The 16,807-nt window shown below is 67.0% G+C and carries 15 protein-coding genes and 1 pseudogene; 7 read left to right on the forward strand and 9 right to left on the reverse strand.

The window, feature by feature from the left end; genetic code table 11:
• Positions 1 to 32: 32 nt before the first annotated feature.
• From paaN to ACK4IU_RS10490, 7 genes are all read left to right on the forward strand, one after another.
• Positions 33 to 1,715 carry a phenylacetic acid degradation protein PaaN gene (gene paaN, locus ACK4IU_RS10460; protein ID WP_409734682.1) on the forward strand — a complete coding sequence of 561 codons (1,683 nt, stop codon included), beginning with the start codon at positions 33 to 35 and terminating at the stop codon, positions 1,713 to 1,715.
• A gap of 26 nt (positions 1,716 to 1,741) precedes the next feature.
• Complete coding sequence (locus ACK4IU_RS10465) at positions 1,742 to 2,872, forward strand: ABC transporter substrate-binding protein (protein WP_409734685.1); 1,131 nt, start codon at positions 1,742 to 1,744, stop codon at positions 2,870 to 2,872.
• Positions 2,873 to 2,939: 67 nt separating this feature from the next.
• Positions 2,940 to 3,812 carry a branched-chain amino acid ABC transporter permease gene (locus ACK4IU_RS10470; RefSeq protein WP_409734687.1) on the forward strand — a complete coding sequence of 291 codons (873 nt, stop codon included), beginning with the start codon at positions 2,940 to 2,942 and terminating at the stop codon, positions 3,810 to 3,812.
• Between the two features lie 2 nt (positions 3,813 to 3,814).
• Positions 3,815 to 4,771, forward strand: a complete 957-nt coding sequence (locus ACK4IU_RS10475) for a branched-chain amino acid ABC transporter permease (protein ID WP_409734690.1) — start codon at positions 3,815 to 3,817, stop codon at positions 4,769 to 4,771.
• Positions 4,768 to 5,538 (forward strand): ABC transporter ATP-binding protein, encoded by a 771-nt coding sequence (locus tag ACK4IU_RS10480; RefSeq protein ID WP_409734692.1) that lies wholly within the window; start codon positions 4,768 to 4,770, stop codon positions 5,536 to 5,538. Before ACK4IU_RS10475 ends, ACK4IU_RS10480 begins: the two co-directional genes overlap by 4 nt.
• Complete coding sequence (locus ACK4IU_RS10485; RefSeq protein WP_409734694.1) at positions 5,525 to 6,226, forward strand: ABC transporter ATP-binding protein; 702 nt, start codon at positions 5,525 to 5,527, stop codon at positions 6,224 to 6,226. The genes ACK4IU_RS10480 and ACK4IU_RS10485 overlap by 14 nt, the downstream gene beginning before the upstream one ends.
• Before the next feature lies 1 nt (position 6,227).
• Positions 6,228 to 8,159, forward strand: coding sequence for a 3-hydroxyacyl-CoA dehydrogenase NAD-binding domain-containing protein (locus tag ACK4IU_RS10490; RefSeq protein WP_409734696.1), 1,932 nt, complete (start codon positions 6,228 to 6,230; stop codon positions 8,157 to 8,159).
• Between the two features lie 154 nt (positions 8,160 to 8,313).
• Here the strand turns inward: ACK4IU_RS10490 and ACK4IU_RS10495 are convergent, their stop codons facing one another.
• From ACK4IU_RS10495 to ureC, 9 genes and pseudogenes are all read right to left on the reverse strand, one after another.
• Complete coding sequence (locus ACK4IU_RS10495; protein ID WP_409734698.1) at positions 8,314 to 9,213, reverse strand: sugar kinase; 900 nt, start codon at positions 9,211 to 9,213, stop codon at positions 8,314 to 8,316.
• Positions 9,214 to 9,939: 726 nt separating this feature from the next.
• Positions 9,940 to 10,353 carry a c-type cytochrome gene (locus ACK4IU_RS10500; RefSeq protein ID WP_409734700.1) on the reverse strand — a complete coding sequence of 138 codons (414 nt, stop codon included), beginning with the start codon at positions 10,351 to 10,353 and terminating at the stop codon, positions 9,940 to 9,942.
• 68 nt (positions 10,354 to 10,421) lie between these two features.
• Positions 10,422 to 10,619 carry a hypothetical protein gene (locus tag ACK4IU_RS10505; protein WP_409734702.1) on the reverse strand — a complete coding sequence of 66 codons (198 nt, stop codon included), beginning with the start codon at positions 10,617 to 10,619 and terminating at the stop codon, positions 10,422 to 10,424.
• A gap of 16 nt (positions 10,620 to 10,635) precedes the next feature.
• On the reverse strand, positions 10,636 to 12,186 hold the full coding sequence (locus ACK4IU_RS10510; RefSeq protein WP_409734704.1) for a cytochrome D1 domain-containing protein: 1,551 nt from the start codon (positions 12,184 to 12,186) through the stop codon (positions 10,636 to 10,638).
• 127 nt (positions 12,187 to 12,313) lie between these two features.
• Positions 12,314 to 12,919, reverse strand: a pseudogene (locus ACK4IU_RS10515) (transporter substrate-binding protein); the annotation flags it as partial.
• Positions 12,920 to 13,327: 408 nt separating this feature from the next.
• A complete protein-coding gene (ureG, locus tag ACK4IU_RS10520) occupies positions 13,328 to 13,954 on the reverse strand; it encodes an urease accessory protein UreG (RefSeq protein WP_409734706.1) in 627 nt (208 codons plus the stop codon).
• A complete protein-coding gene (locus tag ACK4IU_RS10525) occupies positions 13,951 to 14,583 on the reverse strand; it encodes an urease accessory protein UreF (RefSeq protein ID WP_409734708.1) in 633 nt (210 codons plus the stop codon). The genes ureG and ACK4IU_RS10525 overlap by 4 nt, the downstream gene beginning before the upstream one ends.
• On the reverse strand, positions 14,580 to 15,089 hold the full coding sequence (locus ACK4IU_RS10530) for an urease accessory protein UreE (RefSeq protein ID WP_409734710.1): 510 nt from the start codon (positions 15,087 to 15,089) through the stop codon (positions 14,580 to 14,582). Before ACK4IU_RS10530 ends, ACK4IU_RS10525 begins: the two co-directional genes overlap by 4 nt.
• Positions 15,090 to 15,092: 3 nt before the next feature.
• Positions 15,093 to 16,799, reverse strand: a complete 1,707-nt coding sequence (gene ureC / locus ACK4IU_RS10535; RefSeq protein ID WP_409734712.1) for an urease subunit alpha — start codon at positions 16,797 to 16,799, stop codon at positions 15,093 to 15,095.
• Between the last annotated feature and the right edge of the window lie 8 nt (positions 16,800 to 16,807).

Genomic DNA, 16,807 nt, shown 5'->3' on the forward strand with positions numbered 1-16,807 from the left:
AAAAGTTCTTGCATAAACCGACCGGCCGGTCAATGATAAAACCCGTCGGGGATGAGAGCCCCTGGCAGGAGGACAGCATGTCGGACTTCTTCGACCTTCACCGGCCGACGCTTGAGGCGGCCGTATCGGCCCTTGCACGCCGCGCATACTGGACCCCGTATCCCGAGGTTCCCAGCGGCAAGATCTATGGCGAAACCGCCAAGCCAGACGGAGAAGCCGCCTTCGCCGCACTGATGGGCCAGGATTTTGCGCTGCCCGGCCATCCAGCAGCGACCCACGTCGGGGCCGAGGTGTCGCCTTATGGCCCGACGCTCGCCATCCGCTATCCTGCCGCGACGCCTGATCAGCTGATCGCCGCCGCCACGGCTGCCGCCCCCGCTCTGGCCGCTGCCTCCGTGGAAACCCGAACCGGTGTCCTTCTTGAAACGCTGGCCCGCCTAAACCGCCAAAGTTTTCTGATCGGCAACGCCACGATGCACACCACGGGGCAGGCCTTTGCGATGGCCTTTCAGGCGGGTGGTCCGCACGCACAGGACCGCGGCCTCGAAGCCGTTGCGGCCGCCTACACCGAGATGACCCGCTTCGCTGCGCATGCCCACTGGGAGAAGCCACAGGGCAAGGCCGCGCCGATCGTGATGGAGAAGTCCTGGACGCTTCGTCCGGCCGGGATCGCGCTGACCATCGGCTGCAACACCTTCCCGACCTGGAACTCCTACCCCGGCCTCTTCGCGAGCCTTGCGACCGGCAACCCGGTGATCGTGAAGCCCCACCCCCGCGCCATCCTGCCGCTGGCCCTGACCGTCCGGGTACTGCGAGAGGTGCTGGTGGAAGCGGGCCTGCCCGCCGATTCCGTCCTTCTGGCGGTCGACGAACCTGGGGCCGAGATCACCAAGACCCTCGCCACCCGGCCCGAGGTCAAGCTGATCGACTACACCGGCTCATCGACCTTTGGCACCTGGCTCCGCGACAATGCCCGTCAGGCGCAGCTTTTCACCGAAGAGACCGGCGTCAACAGCGTCGTCATCGCCGCGACCCACGACCTTGACGGCATGTGCGCGAACCTTGCCTTCGCGCTGTCGCTCTATTCCGGCCAGATGTGTACTTCGCCGCAGAACATCTACCTACCCGAAGGCGGGATCGAGACCGACAAGGGTCACAAGTCCTTTGACGAGGTTGCCGCCGCGCTGGTTGCTGCCATCGACACCCTCCTGTCCGACCCGGCCCGTGCCGCCGGCATCTGCGGCGCCATCGCCAACCCGGCGACGCAAACGCGCGCCGAGGCGACTGCCGCCAAGGGCCGCGTCCTGCGCGCCGGGGCATCGAAGGGCGACCCGGGGCCCCTCCTGCTGGCCGTGTCCGAAACCGACCCGACCGCGACCGACGAGTGTTTCGGCCCCGTCGCCTTCCTGATCGCCACCAAGGACGCCGACGCCGCCATCCGGCAGGCCGCGAGCCTTGCCGCCGAGAAAGGCGCGATCACCGCCGCGCTTTACGACACCGACGAAGCGCGCATCGCCCGCGCCGAGACGGCCTTCGCCGACGCCGGCGTCAACCTGTCGATCAACCTGACCGGCAACATCTACGTCAACCAGTCCGCGGCCTTCAGCGACTTTCACGTCACCGGAGCCAACCCGGCCGGCAACGCCAGCCTTACCGACACCGCCTTCGTCGCCACCCGCTTTCGCCGGGTGATGTCGCGCCGACTGGCGGCCTGATTTTCAACCTCTGGGAGGAGACCCACATGAAGACGTTCCTGACCACCACTGCCCTCGTCGCCCTTGCCCTCCCGGCAATGGCCGAGATCAAGATCGGCGCCTCGCTGTCGTCAACCGGCCCCGCCGCCTTCCTGGGCGACCCGGAGCTCAAGACCCTGGAAATGCTGGTGGAGGAGCTGAACGCCAAAGGCGGCATAAACGGCGAGGAAGTGACGCTGATCGCCTATGACGACAATGGTGACCCGAACAAGGCCCGCACCTTCGCAACCCGCCTCGTCGAGGATGACGAAGTCGTCGCCATCATCGGCGGCACTACCACCGGCACGACCATGTCGATCCTGGCCGTGGCCGAGGACGCCGAGATCCCGTTCATCTCGCTGGCGGGCGCAATTGACATCATCGACCCGGTCAAACCCTTCACCTTCAAGACCCCGCACACCGACCGCATGGCCTGCCAGAAGATCTTCGAGGACATGCAGAAGTCCGGGATCACCAGGATCGGCATGATCTCGGGCACCGACGGCTTCGGCGCGTCCATGCAGGCGCAGTGCAAGGCCGTGGCACCGGACTATGGCATCGAGATCATCGCGGACGAGACCTATGATCCGAAGGACGCGGACATGACCGCGCAGCTGACCAAGATCAAGGGAACCGAGGGCGTGCAGGCGATCCTGAACCCGGGCTTCGGCCAGGGTCCGTCCATCGTGACGCGGAACGTCAAGCAGCTGGCCATCGATCTGCCCTTCTACCAGTCACACGGCGTGGCCTCGGACGGGTTCATCGAACTGGCCGGCGCCGATGCGGCAGAAGGCGTGCGCCTGCCGGGCACCGCACTTCTGGTGGCTGACCTTCTGGCGGCGGATGATCCGCAGAAGCCGGTCGTCGATGCCTACAAGGCGATGTTCGAGGCAAAGACCGGCACCCCGGTCGGCACCTTCGGCGGCTATGCACATGACGCCTTCCTGATCATGACCGATGCCATCGCCCGCGCCGGTTCCGCCGAACCCGCCGCGATCCGCGACGCCATCGAGGCGACCTCGGGCCTGGCCGGCACCACCGGCATCTATACCTTCACCCGCGAGGATCACCTGGGCCTCGACCTCTCGGCCTTCCGCATGCTGGAAATCCAGGGCGGCAAATGGACACTGGTCCAGTAAATCCACCCGCCGCGCCCCGGACACCCGGGGCGCGGCGACCCATTTCGGGCCATCGGGGGCGGGACGCATGTCGGAACTTCTGCAATTCCTTCTGTCCGGGGTGACGGTCGGCGCGGTCTATGCGCTGGTCGCCCTTGGCTTCACCATCATCTATAACGCCTCGGACGTGGTGAACTTCGCCCAGGGTGAGTTCGTCATGCTGGGCGGGATGATCACCGTCATGGCCTACACCGCGGGCGCACCGCTGCCCTTGGCTGCGCTGGCAGCCGTGGTGGCCACCGCCGCGCTGGGGGTGGCGATGAACAAGCTGGCGATCGAGCCTGCCCGAGGCGCACCCGTCGTGTCGCTGGTCATCATTACCATTGGTGTGTCGATCTTCATCCGGGGTGCGGCGCAGCTGGTCTTCGGCAAGCAGATCCACACCTACCCAGCCTTCTCCGGCGATGATCCCCTTCGTGTCTGGGGCGCGACGATCCTGCCGCAAAGCCTTTGGGTGATCGCAGGGTCCGTCGCGGTCTTCATCGGATTGTGGCTGTTCTTCACCCGCACGCTGCTGGGCCGCGCGGTGCTTGCCACCTCGAACAACCGGCTGGCGGCACAGCTGGTGGGGATCAACACGCCCTTCGTGATGACCCTCTCCTTCGCCCTCTCCGCCGGGATCGGCGCGCTGGCCGGGGTGCTGGTGACGCCGATCACCATGACCTCCTACGACGTGGGCCTCGCCTTCGCGCTGAAGGGCTTTGCCGCCGCAATGCTGGGCGGGATGGGCAACCCCAAGGGTGCGCTGGTGGGCGGCTTCCTCCTCGGTGTGCTGGAAGGAATGACGGCGGGTTACATCAGCTCGCAATACAAGGACGCCGCCGCCTTCATCGTGATCCTGGCCGTTCTCTTCTTCCTGCCGCAGGGCCTTTTCGGCCGCAAATCGACGGATCGGGTGTGACCATGCGACTGACCCCCAAATCCGCCACACTCCTGGCCCTTGTCATCCTGATCGCACTCTCGCCGGTCTTCTTCCCTTCGGCCTTCTACTACCGCGTCGGCGCGCTGATCTTTGTCAACGCGCTGGCCGTCACCGGCATCGTGATCCTGACCGGCTGGGCCGGACAGATCAGTCTGGGCCACGCCGGGTTCGCCGGTATCGGCGCCTATGCCTGCGCCCTGGCTCCCGTCCACTGGGGCATCCATCCCGCCTTGGCGGTCCTCCTGGGCGCAGCCGTCTCGGCCTTCCTCGCCTGGCTGGTCGGCCGTCCGATCCTGCGCCTGAAGGGCTATTACCTGGCCGTCGCCTCACTGGGGATGGGTATCCTGATCTCGATGGTGCTGAACAACGAGCGCGAGCTGACGCGCGGCCCCGACGGGATCGAGGTCGCCGAGCTTGGCCTGCGTGCCGTTCTGAAGGACGCAGGGCTTGACCTGTCGAACGGGCAGTTCTGGTACTTCTTCTGCGGCATCGTCCTGTTCCTGGGTGCCTGGCTGGCGCTGAACCTGCGCGACAGCGCGACGGGTCGGGCGTTGCGGGCGCTGCACGGGTCGGAAGTTGCAGCCAGGACCGTCGGCATGGACGTGGCGAAGCTGAAGCTGCAAGCCTTCGTGATCTCGGCCGTCTATGCCTCAGTCTCGGGCTCGCTCCTCGCACTTCAGAACAAGTTCATCACCCCCGATGTGGCCGGTTTCATGCACTCGGTCGAAATGGTGACGATGGCCGTCCTGGGCGGCGTCGGATCGGTCGCCGGCGCAATCTTCGGCGCGGCGGTGCTGACCCTGCTGCCGCAGGTCCTGACGGTCTTCGCCGAATACGAACAACTGGTCCTCGGCGCCGTTATGGTGCTGGTGATGATCTTCCTGCGCGAAGGCGTCGTCCCGTCGATCCTGCGCAAGATCCGGGGGAGGGGCGAATGAACCTTTTGTCGATCGAGGGGCTGGGCATCAGCTTCGGCGGCCTCAAGGCCGTGAACGACGTCTCCTTCGGCGTGAAACCGGGCGAGATCGTCTCGGTCATCGGCCCGAACGGCGCGGGCAAGACGACGCTCTTCAACATGATCTCGGGTGTCTACCAGCCGGGATCGGGCAAGGTCGTCCTGAACGGCGAGGACGTGACCGCCATGTCCCCGCACCTTCTGGCCCGGCGCGGCATGTGCCGGACCTTCCAGAACCTTCAGATCTTCCAGTCGATGACCGTTCTGGAGAACACCATCGCGGGCTACCACCTGCGGGAAAGCGGTCACGTCCTGTCCGACCTGTTCAACCTTCCGTCCTCGCGCCGCCGGGCGCTTGAGGCCGAGGCCGGAGCGCGGGAACTGCTCAAGCGCGTGGGCCTGGAACGCGCGGCCGAGCGGGAGGCCGGCAGCCTCTCCTACGGCTCGCTCAAGCGGCTGGAAATCGCCCGCGCGATGGCCCTGAACCCCAGGGTCCTCCTTTTGGACGAACCGGCGGCGGGCTGCAACGCGGTGGAAACCGAAGAGATCGACCACCTGATCGCGGAAATCGCGGCCTCGGGCGTCGCGATCCTTCTGGTGGAACACGACATGAAGATGGTCATGCGGATCTCCAACCACATCGTCGTCCTCGACCACGGCGAGAAGATCGCCGAGGGCGACCCGGCCTCGGTCAGCCGGAACCCTGCCGTCATCGCTGCCTATCTGGGGGCCGAAAATGCTGCTGGTTGAAGGTCTGCGCGCCCGCTATGGGCGGATCGAAGTGCTGCACGGGATCGACCTTGCCGTGAACTCGGGCGAGATCGTCACCGTGATCGGGGCCAACGGAGCGGGCAAGACCACGCTCCTGCGCTGCCTTTCGGGCGTGCATCCGCTGGCGGGAGGTTCTGTCACCTTCCGGGGCGAGCCGATGTCCGGCGTCCCGGCGTGGCGCCGTGTCGGCCGGGGCCTGTCGCAATCGCCGGAAGGCCGGCAGATTTTCACCAACCTGACAGTGGAGGAAAACCTGCGCCTCGGCGCCTATCTCTACGCCGATGACCGGGTAGAGAAGGACATGGACGACGCCTTTCAGATGTTCCCGATCCTGAAGGAAAAGCGGAACCTTGCGGCAGGCGGCCTGTCGGGCGGCCAGCAGCAGATGCTGGCGATGGCGCGGGCACTGATGGGGCGCCCATCCTGTCTGCTGCTGGATGAGCCCTCGATGGGCCTTGCCCCGATCATCGTCGCGCAGATCTTCGACGTGGTGAAGGGGCTGAAGGCGCTGGATGTCACCGTGCTTCTGGTGGAACAGAACGCCTACGGCGCGCTGAAGATCGCCGATCGTGGCTATGTGATGGAAACCGGCCGCATCACCATGGACGGCCCGGCCGAGGTGCTTATCGCCGATCCGCGCATCCGCGAAGCTTACCTGGGGATTTGAGATGACAGTCAGCATCCGGCGCGAGGCCGACATCGCCATCGTCACCGTCGACAACCCGCCGGTCAATGCCCTTGGCCAGGCCTTGCGCCAGGGCCTCTGGGACGCCGTCGGCACGCTGGATGCCGACCCCTCGGTCCGCGCCGTGGTGCTGATCTGCGCGGGCCGCACCTTCATCGCCGGGGCCGACGTGACCGAGTTCGGCAAGCCCCCCGTCCCGCCGCACCTCCCCGACCTGGTTGACCGGCTGGAACAGGCCGCAAAACCCTGGGTGGCCGCCATCCACGGCTCCGCGCTCGGTGGCGGATTCGAGGTTGCGATGGGCTGCCGTTGCCGCGTAGCCCTCGACACCGCCTCCGTCGGCTTGCCCGAAGTCACCCTCGGCATTGTGCCGGGCGCCTCGGGCACCGTCCGCACCCCACGTCTTGCGGGCGTCGAGGCGGCGGTCGAGCTGGTCACCACCGGCCGCCCGGTCAAGGCCGCCAAGGCCCTTTCGCTGGGCCTGGTCGATGCCGTCGTCACCGGCGACCTGCTTGCCGAAGCCGTCGCCTTCGCACGCCAGGCCCTGACCCGCCCCCTGCCTCAAGCTGTCTCCGCCCGCCACGTAACCACACCCGACGCGGCGTGGTGGGATGAGCAGAAGAAGGCCATCGCCAAGCGGGCCCGGGGCGAAATCGCCCCTCTTCGCGCGCTGGACTGCCTGCGCGTCGCCGCCGAGAAACCCTTTGCCGAGGCGATGGCCCACGAACGGGCGACCTTCCTCGAGCTGCGGGCCTCGGACCAGGCCGCAGCCTTGCGCCACATCTTCTTCGCCGAACGCGCCGCACCGAAACCCGCGCATCTGGGCGACACGAGGCCAAGAGAGATCAGCTCCGCCGCCGTGATCGGTGGGGGCACCATGGGCGCGGGCATCGCCGCCGCGCTGCGCGACGCGGGCCTGCCCGTCACCCTGATCGAACGCGATGCAGAGGCCGTGGATCGCGGCCTACAGAACCTCCGCACCATATTCGACGGCGCGGTGAAGCGCGGCAAGCTGACCGAGGCGCAGGCACAGGCCCGGATGGACGGCGTCACCGCAGGAAGTGACTACAGCCTGCTGGCCGACACCGACCTCGTCATCGAGGCCGTGTTCGAGGACCTTTCCGTCAAGCGCGCCGTCTTTGCCCGGCTGGGCCAGACCTGCCGCCCCGACGCGATCCTCGCCACCAACACCTCTTACCTCGACCCGCGCCTCATCGCCGCGGACCTGCCCCATCCCGACCGCTTCATCGGGCTGCACTTCTTCAGCCCGGCCAACGTAATGAAACTGCTGGAGATCGTGCCGATCCCGGCGACCTCGCCGGAAACCCTCGCCACCGGCTTCGCCCTGGCCCGGACGCTCGCCAAGATTCCCGTGCAGGCCGGGATCTGCGACGGCTTCATCGGCAACCGCATCCTGAAACGCTACCGGGCCGAGGCAGAAGCCCTTGTCCGACAGGGCACCCCCATCACCACCATCGACGCCGCCATGCGCGCCCACGGCTTCGCTATGGGTCCGTTCGAGGCGCAGGACCTTGGCGGCCTCGACATCGCGTACCTCCAGCGCGAGGGCGCGCGGGCAGCGGGGCAGGACGTGCCGGAAACGCTGGGCGACATTCTCGTCCGCGCCGGGCGCAAGGGCCAGAAGACCGGCGGCGGTTGGTACGATTATGCAGCGGGCGACCGGACGCCAAGGCCATCGGACACCACTGCCCGACTGCTGGCCGACCACATCGGCAGCGCACAAGCCCTTACGGCCGAGGAGATTGCCACCCGCCTCACCCGCGCGATGGCGGCGGAAGGAAGGACCATCCTGGCCGAGGGGATCGCCCTGAAAGCCTCTGACATCGACCTCGTGGAAGTCCACGGCTACGGCTACCCGCGCTGGCGTGGCGGGCCGATGTTCGCCGCGGCCTGAGCCGGTCGGCGGATCCCCCCACCCCGCCGCAAAGCATGGCGCCAAACTGCCTCTGCGGGCCGGCACGGTCGGACATCGGGAATCCGTCCCACGCAAGCACCGGTAGGATGACGGCCAATGCCGGACAGCAGAGAGCCCTCTGGCCCGCCGCAGGTCAGCGCGGCAGGATTGCACCTCGCACCGCGATGACACGCTCGGCCAGACCTGCGGCGGCAGCGAGACATTCGGAAATGTCTCCACCCCGGTCCATCTGCGCCAGGAAGCCGGCGTTGAAGCTGTCGCCCGCCGCCGTAGTGTCGACCACCCGCACTCCGGGCCGTGCCGGGCGGTGCAGGCGGCTTCCGTCCAGCGCAATCGCCCCGTCAGCCCCGCATTTCAGCGCGCCCTGCCGGACGCCTGCGGCCGCATAACGGTCAAGGATCGACGTGACGCCGCCTGTGCCGGAAAGTGCCGCCTCGTCGTCCTGCGACGGGAAGGCGATATCGCTTGCGGCGATGAAGCGCGCCATCTGGGTGCGGGCAGTGGCGATGTCGGGCCACAGTATCGCGCGATAGTTGGAATCGAAGGCGACCTTGCCGCCTCGCGCGCGAAAGCGCTCCAGCCCGTCGGCCAGCCGGTCGCGGGCCGCCGGGTCGAGGATCGCGATGCTGATGCCCGAGAGGTAGAGCGTGTCGAAGCCGTCCAGAAACTCTGGCGTCAGGCCGCTTTCCTTGCTGAACATGTGCCGCGCCGCCGAGGTCGAGCGCCAGTAGGAAAAGCTGCGCTCGCCCCTCGCATCGGTGTCGATCAGGTAAAGTCCCGGCATCAGCCCCGGCAGGCGGTCGACATGGCTGGTGTCGAGCGCCTCGGCCCGGAGCGCGTCGAGGATCCGGTCGGACTGCCGGTCGGTCCCAAGCGCCGTGACATAGGCCACCCGTCCCGGCCCCAGAGCGCGCGACAGGTAGACCGCCGTGTTGAACGTGTCGCCCGCCACCCCGATCCGGGCGGCATCGTCGCCGGTCCGGGCGACCTCGATCATCACCTCTCCCAGGCAGGCGATGCGGCCCAGTTGCATTGCATGACTCCGGCGCTTCCGAACGCCTCTACTGTGCTCATGCCGTTCTGGATGGCAAGGCGGACCGGGTTCGCCGGCGAGACCTTTTCGCAGACCCGGCAAAGGCCACCTCGGCCTGGATGACCAGCACACCGTTTCGCTCGCCGACCGTGCCGCGCAGTCCCCGGTCCAGTGCGAAGCTTCCCATGCAGAAGGCGGGCAGTAGACGGTTCAGGCCGCGTCGTGAACCGGGATTTGCGCAACTGACGGGGGAGCGAATTGAGAGGCTCAGGCTCGCGATCATGCGAATGGATCCAGGGAACAGGGGCAGTATCGCGCCGGAAGCGGATAGGGCTGCCAACGCCCGGCGCCTCTCCGTCGCGGACCACCGGGTCGAACGGATCCGCGAGACGATGACCGACAGCGGCCTTTGGATCGTCGGCCCGGTCCCCAGCGGGCGCGAACAGGGCGAGATCAAGCCGTCGGTCAGCCCCTGCCGGCACCTGGACAACCGCCACTAGTCTGGAGTCGCGCGCGTGGTCAAGGCGGGCGACATCCAACAACCTCTCCACGACCGACCCCTGGAAAGTAATCGCGACACGGCCAAGGCTCAGGTAGCCACTGGTTCGGGTCGCTCCGCGAGGATATCCATACAGCGACAGGGCGGATCAGGACGCCTTGCCGCCGGATAGCGCGCAAAACGGGGGACGGCCCCCGCCCGCAAAGGGCAGGGACCGCGCCGGAAGCTCACTTGAGGGTGGCGAGGTAGGCGGCCATGTCCTCGGCATCCTCGGTCTTCGGCAGCTTGAAGGTCATCTTCGACTTTGCCGCCGCATTGCCCGTTGCGGCCTTCACCCAAGCCGCCGGATCGGCCAAATAGGTCACGATCTGCGCCTCGTCCCAGACAACACCCTTGGCGTTCGCGGCCAGTATGCCATCGCCATACTTGAAATCGGGGGCCGATCCGACCGCACGGCCAACGACGCCCCAGAGGTTCGGGCCGGTCTTGCCGCCCTTCTGGATCTCGGTCCCGTCGGGAGCAATGATCGAGTGGCAGGACTTGCACTTCTTGAAGTTCGCTTCGCCCTCGGAGGCGTCCGGATCGGCGAAGGCGGGGGCCGCCAGGGTCAGGGCAAGGATGGGAAGCAGGGGTTTGAACATGGAATTTCCTTTCCGGTTTGCTGAAGCGGGAATTGGCATGGGATGCCGGCGGGGAACCTTGACTTCGGTCAGGACTGCTCGGCCTCGGCCATCAGGCGTGCGACCCAGCGCGCAGCAGCCCATGTGGCCGGAACTCCCAGCGGCAGCGGCAGCCAAAGCGCGGTGACGGGGGCGATGCCGGTCCAGCCGGCCGCCACGCCGACAAGGCCCAAAAGGAACAGGTTGATCGCCATCACTGCCGTGGCAAAGGGCCAAAGCACCGCCATCAACCGCCATGAGGGCCTAGTGGCTGGTTCCGTCCTCGACGGTGATCTTGTTCCAGACATTGTATTTTCCTGATGGCCCGACCATCGGCAAGCGTCTGATTTCCTTCAGGGTCCTGGCATCGTAGACGATCACGGCCCCATCCATCTCCCAGATCGACACCAGCGCATGCTTCCCGTCCCTGGTGAATTCGGTATGCGCCACGGTCTTGCCCGGTTCGGGCGTCAGAACCTTGGCGACCTCCAGCGTCTCCTTGTCGATGATGTGCATTTCGCCCTTCTGCTCACCCGTGAAGACGTCCGCCCACAGCCAGGGGGTCCCGTCATGGCTTCGTAGGAAAAAGCCGGGGCCAGAGGTTTCGATGGTCTTGACCAGCGACCAGTCCTCCATGTCGATCACGCTGATCCGGCCTTCGTTCAGGTGCGGAATGGCGACGACGCGATGGCCCTTGCGGTCCCAGCTGATGCCAGAGCCCAGGTGCGGCATCCCCGGCAAGGGCAGGCTGGCGATCTCGCGGCCGACATCCAGGTTGACGACGACGCCGGTCTCGGCTTCGGGGTTGGCGCCGATCAGTTCGCGGTAGTCGGGCGAGAAGAAGAAATCGTCCAACGGCGCCGAAACGTCGATCCGGCGACGGGCGAACAGCCCCTTCTGCACGCCTAGCGCCTCTTCCATCCCGTTCTCGTTGGAATGGACGAACCCTTCGGAATAGGGCCCGTCGTCCTCGGTAAAGGTCACCTCCCAGATCTCCGGCACGTCCTTCAGCGCCAGGACGAAAGTCCCCCGCTCCGGGGCCTGGTAGACCGCCGAGACGCGAGAAGCGTCGCCCTTGCGCCCCGTCACGTCGAACACCCTGGCCACCGACAGGTCGGCGGCGTTCAGGATCGTCAGCGTGTTCGGGAGGTAGTTGGCGACAGCCAGATACTTGCCGTCCGAACTCATCGCGATGTTGCGGCTGTTCAGGCCCGCGCGGACCCGGCCGACCTCGTGCAGCGACCAGATGTCGTATTTCTGCACCCAGCCGTCACGGGACATGATGAAGACATAGCGCCCGTCCGACGAGAATTTCGGCCCGCCATGCACCGCGAACGGCGTCTCGAAGCGGTCGAGCACGTCCAGCGTGTCGCCGTCCAGCACCGAGATGTGGCTGTCGCCGGTCTCCACGACCAGCGTGATGTTCATTGGGTCGGAGCTGAATACCGGGGCGGTGGCGGGGGCGTAGTCCTCCCGCATCGTTTGCGAGCCGTCGATCTCTGCCGTGGCCCAGATCGGGGCATCCAGCGGGGTCTGGATGAAAGCGGCGACGGCGGCGATCTCCTCGGGTTTCAGAGTGTCCTTGAAGGCCGGCATCTGCGTCATCGGGCGGCCGTCGGCGATGACGGCCGCCAGCTTCTCTCCCTTCAGACGCCCCAGGCTTTCCGGGATCAGCGCCGGGCCCTTGCCACCCAGCCGGGTTTCGGCGTGGCAGCTGGAGCAGAGGTCGGCATAGATCGTCGCGCCGTCGGGTTGGGCAACGGCAGGAGAGGCAAGCAGGGCAAGAAGGCTAAAGGATACGATGCGCAGGGTCATGGCTCTTGCGCCTGAAGGGGGTGACGGTAAGGTGGTCGGTGTCATCGACCCCGATCTCGGCATTGGTCAGGTTGCAGGTGACTTGCCCCCGGTCGTCCCTCGTTCATAACGAGAGTCCTTGGGGTTGATAGTGGTCGGTTTCGGGCTGGGCCATCCCGCCCGTGAGGTTCGGGAATTTCTGCCCGATCATCGCATCGCTGACCGCATCGACATCGGTGGTCCCCGCAGCGGTGACCGCGTTCACCCACATGTTGAAGCCGATGTAATGCGCCTCCATCGGGTCGTTCGTCACACGCTTGTCGTCCTTGATGAAGGCCTTCCAGGCCTCGATGAACGCCTTGTTCTCGGGCGTGTCGGCCGACATGAAGTAGTTCCAGGCCGCGAGGTGCCCGACCAGGTTCGGGGTGTCGAGGCCCGACAGTTCCTCTTCGCCGACCGAGAAAGCGACGACCGGGATCGTGTCGGCCTTCACGCCCGCGGCGGCTGGTTCCTTGTAGAAGCCGATGTTCGCATCGCCGTTGATCGTCGAGACGACGCCGACCTTCTTGCCGTCCGCGCCCAGCGCGACCACGTCGCCGACGATCTTCGACCAGTCCGAATGGCCGAAGGGGGTGTAGTTGACGAAGATGTCCTCCTTCGGGATGCCCTTGGAGATCAGGTAGGCCTCCAGGATGTTGTTCGTCGTGCGCGGATAGACATGGTCGGTGCCCAGAAGCGCGAGCTTCTGCACGCCGACCTTGATCGTCTTGGCCTGGCCGAAGGCGAGGCGCGGCAAGGTCATCGCAGCGGCGGCAGCGGCGCTGGACAGAAGCGTGCGGCTGGTCGGTTTCTTCGTGTCTATCCCCTGTTTCGTTTGCCCGGACCGCGCCGGACATGGTTGGTCTTTCCGGGCCTCGGGCCAGCGGCCTTGGCTGGGGACAGGAAAGCCGGGGGATCGCCATGCGCATAGGAGAAGGGGTTTCCTCGCGCCCAGTCCGCGGGGAGACGACGCATTTTTCGGTGCCTCGTCATGCTGCATCGCAGAAATCGGGCGGGGTGCGGACAGTCAGGCGCCTGCCGGGCGGGCAATCGGCCTGTGCAAAAGGCAGCGGGCGGAAGGTTCGCACCCGTCCGCCCGCGCCCGGTCGCAGATGAGTCGGGTTTACGCCGCGTCAGTCTTCAGCCGCAGGCCGCCGTTCCTGACGATGAAATCGACCACCTCGTCCACCCCCTTGCCGTGCCGCAACTGGGCCATGACGTAGGGACGGCTGCCCCGTGCCCGCGCCGTGTCGACCTCAAGCAGCACCGGGTCGACGCCGACATGCGGGGCAAGGTCGGTCTTGTTGACGATAAGGAGGTCCGATTTCGTCACCCCCGGCCCGCGCTTGCGCGGGATGTCCTGCCCGGCCGCCGTGTCGATGACATAGATCGTCAGGTCGGCGAGTTCCGGCGAGAAGGTGGCGGCCAGGTTGTCGCCCCCCGATTCAATCAGGATGAGGTCAAGATCGGGGAAGGCCTTGTTGAGGTCGGCCACGGCGGCAAGGTTGATCGAGGCATCCTCGCGGATCGCGGTATGCGGACAGCCGCCGGTTTCCACGCCCCGGATGCGGGCGGCAGGCAGGACCTGCGCGCGGGTCAGCGCCTCGGCATCCTCGCGGGTGTAGATGTCGTTGGTGATGACGGCCATCGACAACCGGGGGCCAAGCGCCCGGGCGAGCTTTTCGGTGAGGGTCGTCTTGCCGGCGCCGACGGGGCCGCCGATGCCGACGCGGAGGGGGCCGTGGGTCATGTGCGGAAGATCCTTACGTCCTGGGTTTCGTGCTGGAAGGCGGCAAGGTCAGCGGCCAGCGCGCAGCCGCCGAGGTCGTCGAGGCTGGCGGTGGCGGCCTTCAGGCCCAAGGCCTCGATTGCGGGCAGAAGGCGGGACAGGACCGCCTGCCCCTCGCTCTGGCCAAGGGGGACGTGGCGCGTGGCGATTGTGCAGAGGTTGCCGGCGAAGTTCTGGAGGTAGAGCTGGATGACCTGCGCGGGCGGCAGCGCCAGCGGGGCGGCGGCCTCTCCCACCGCGACCGGCAGCATCCGGGCGGGCAGAGGGCGCCCGGTCAGGCCTGCGACCATCCGCGCGAAGGCAGCACCCTGCTCTGCGCCCTCCTGCAACCGCTCTGCGGACGGGGCCAGAGCGCGGGCCAGCGCATCCAGAGCGTCATGGTCGGCATCCGGCGCAAGGGCCCGGGTCAGCAGAACCGCGTCCTGCCAGCCCGCGCCGTGGGTGAGGATGTTGCGCAGCCAGACCTCGAAGCCGGCGGCATCGGTCACGTCGCCTGTGGCGATCACCCGTTCCAGGCCGTGGCTGTAGGCAAAGGCCCCGGTCGGGAAGGCCGGAGACAGCCACTGGACGAGGGTCAGAAGCGCCGTCACGTCGCGCCCTTCGACGCATGGAAGTGCATCTGCCCGTCGCCATGGTGGTGCCAGCCGAACCGGGCACCATCAGGATCGTCGCCATGCGAATGACCCATCGTGCGGCCATGGCCATAGGCGCCGCCCTCGGGCTTGAAGGGCAGGCTCTCGCGCCGGATCGTCGCGCCGAGGCCGGTCAGCATCCGTTCCAGCACATGATCCTCGCGGATCACCAGCCGGTCGGGCAGGATCTGGCACAGCGTGTGGCGGTTGCCGATGTGCCAGGCAAGCCGCGTGAGGTCGCCGGTGATGACCAGCACTGCCTCGGGCGCCGGGACGATCTCGATGTTCAACCCATCGACCAGAAAGCCCCAGTAGTTGTCGAGGTTCGTGACCGACGGCAGGTCCACCAGGAACGCGCGGCCGCCCTGGGTGGTGAGAAGTTTCCTCCGCATCAGGCGCTGGTCGTAGTCCAGGACGACGCGGTCATGGGCCAGGGGCGGGGCGGATTTCAGCAGGCTGGTCATGGCTCAGAACAGGAAATAGCGCTGCGCGAGGGGGAGTTCCTTGGCCGGCGCGCAGGTGATGACCTCGCCGTCGGCGCGGACCTCGTAGGTCTCGGGGTGGATCTCGACCCTGGGCGTGGCCGAGTTGTGGATCATGTCGCGCTTGGCGATGTCCCGCGTGTTCTCGACCGTGAGCGTCACCTTCGCAATCCCCAGCCGCCCCCGCAGGTCATCCTCCTGCGCGGCCTTGCTGACAAACATCACCGCCGACCGTTCCACCGCCCGGCCCAGGGCCCCGAACATCGGGCGGGAATACATCGGCTGGACGGGGATCGACCCGTTCGGGTCGCCCATCTGGGCGACCGTTATCATGCCGCCGATCAGCACCATCTCGGGCTTGGCGCCGAAGAAGGCCGGGTTCCACAGCACGAGGTCGGCGCGCTTGCCCACCTCGACGCTGCCGATGTGCCGGCTGATCCCGTGCACGATGGCCGGGTTGATCGTGTACTTGGCGATATAGCGGCGGACGCGGACGTTGTCGTTCGCCCCCGTCTCCTCGGCCAGCCGCCCGCGCTGGACCTTCATCTTGTGCGCGGTCTGCCAGGTGCGGGTGATCACTTCGCCCACCCGCCCCATCGCCTGGCTGTCCGACGAAATCACCGAGAACGCGCCCATGTCGTGCAGCACGTCCTCGGCCGCGATCGTCTCGCGTCGGATGCGGCTTTCGGCAAAGGCCACGTCCTCGGGGATGCGCTTGTCGAGATGGTGGCAGACCATCAGCATGTCGAGATGTTCCTCCACCGTGTTCACCGTGTAGGGCATCGTCGGGTTGGTGGACGAGGGCAGCACGTTCTGCCAGCCCACCACCTTCATGATGTCGGGCGCATGGCCTCCCCCCGCGCCTTCGGTGTGGAAGGCATGGATCGTCCGGCCCTTGAAGGCGGCAAGGGTGTTCTCCACGAACCCGCTTTCGTTCAGCGTGTCGGTGTGGATCATCACCTGCACGTCCATCTGATCCGCCACGCCCAGACAGCAGTCGATGGCGCCGGGGGTGGTCCCCCAGTCCTCGTGCAGCTTCAGCGCCGCCGCCCCGCCCCGGACCTGCTCCACCAGCGCCTCGGGCAGGCTGGCGTTGCCCTTCCCGGCAAAGGCCAGGTTCATCGGCAACCCGTCCGCCGCCTGGATCATCCGCCCCAGGTGCCAGGGGCCCGGCGTGCAGGTCGTGGCCAGCGTTCCATGCGCCGGACCCGTCCCACCACCCAGCATGGTGGTGATGCCGGAGTGCAGCGCGTCCTCCACCTGCTGCGGGCAGATGAAATGGATATGCGCGTCCATCCCGCCTGCGGTCAGGATTCGGCCCTCGCCCGCGATGATCTCGGTGCCGGGGCCGATGACGATGGTCACCCCGGGCTGGGTGTCCGGGTTCCCCGCCTTGCCGATGGCGGCGATCCGCCCGTCGCGCAGGCCGACATCGGCCTTGTAGATGCCGGTGTGGTCGATGATCAGCGCATTGGTGAAGACCGTGTCCATCGCCCCCCGTGCGCGCGAGACCTGGGACTGCCCCATGCCGTCGCGGATCACCTTGCCGCCGCCGAACTTCACCTCCTCGCCGTAGGTCGTCAGGTCCCGCTCCACCTCGACGATCAGGTCGGTGTCGCCCAGCCGCAGCCTGTCGCCCGTGGTGGGGCCATACATGGCGGCATAATCGGCGCGGCGGATCGTGGCGGGCATCGGATCCT

Source organism: Tabrizicola flagellatus (genome assembly GCF_046295235.1).
Lineage (GTDB): Bacteria > Pseudomonadota > Alphaproteobacteria > Rhodobacterales > Rhodobacteraceae > Tabrizicola > Tabrizicola flagellata_A.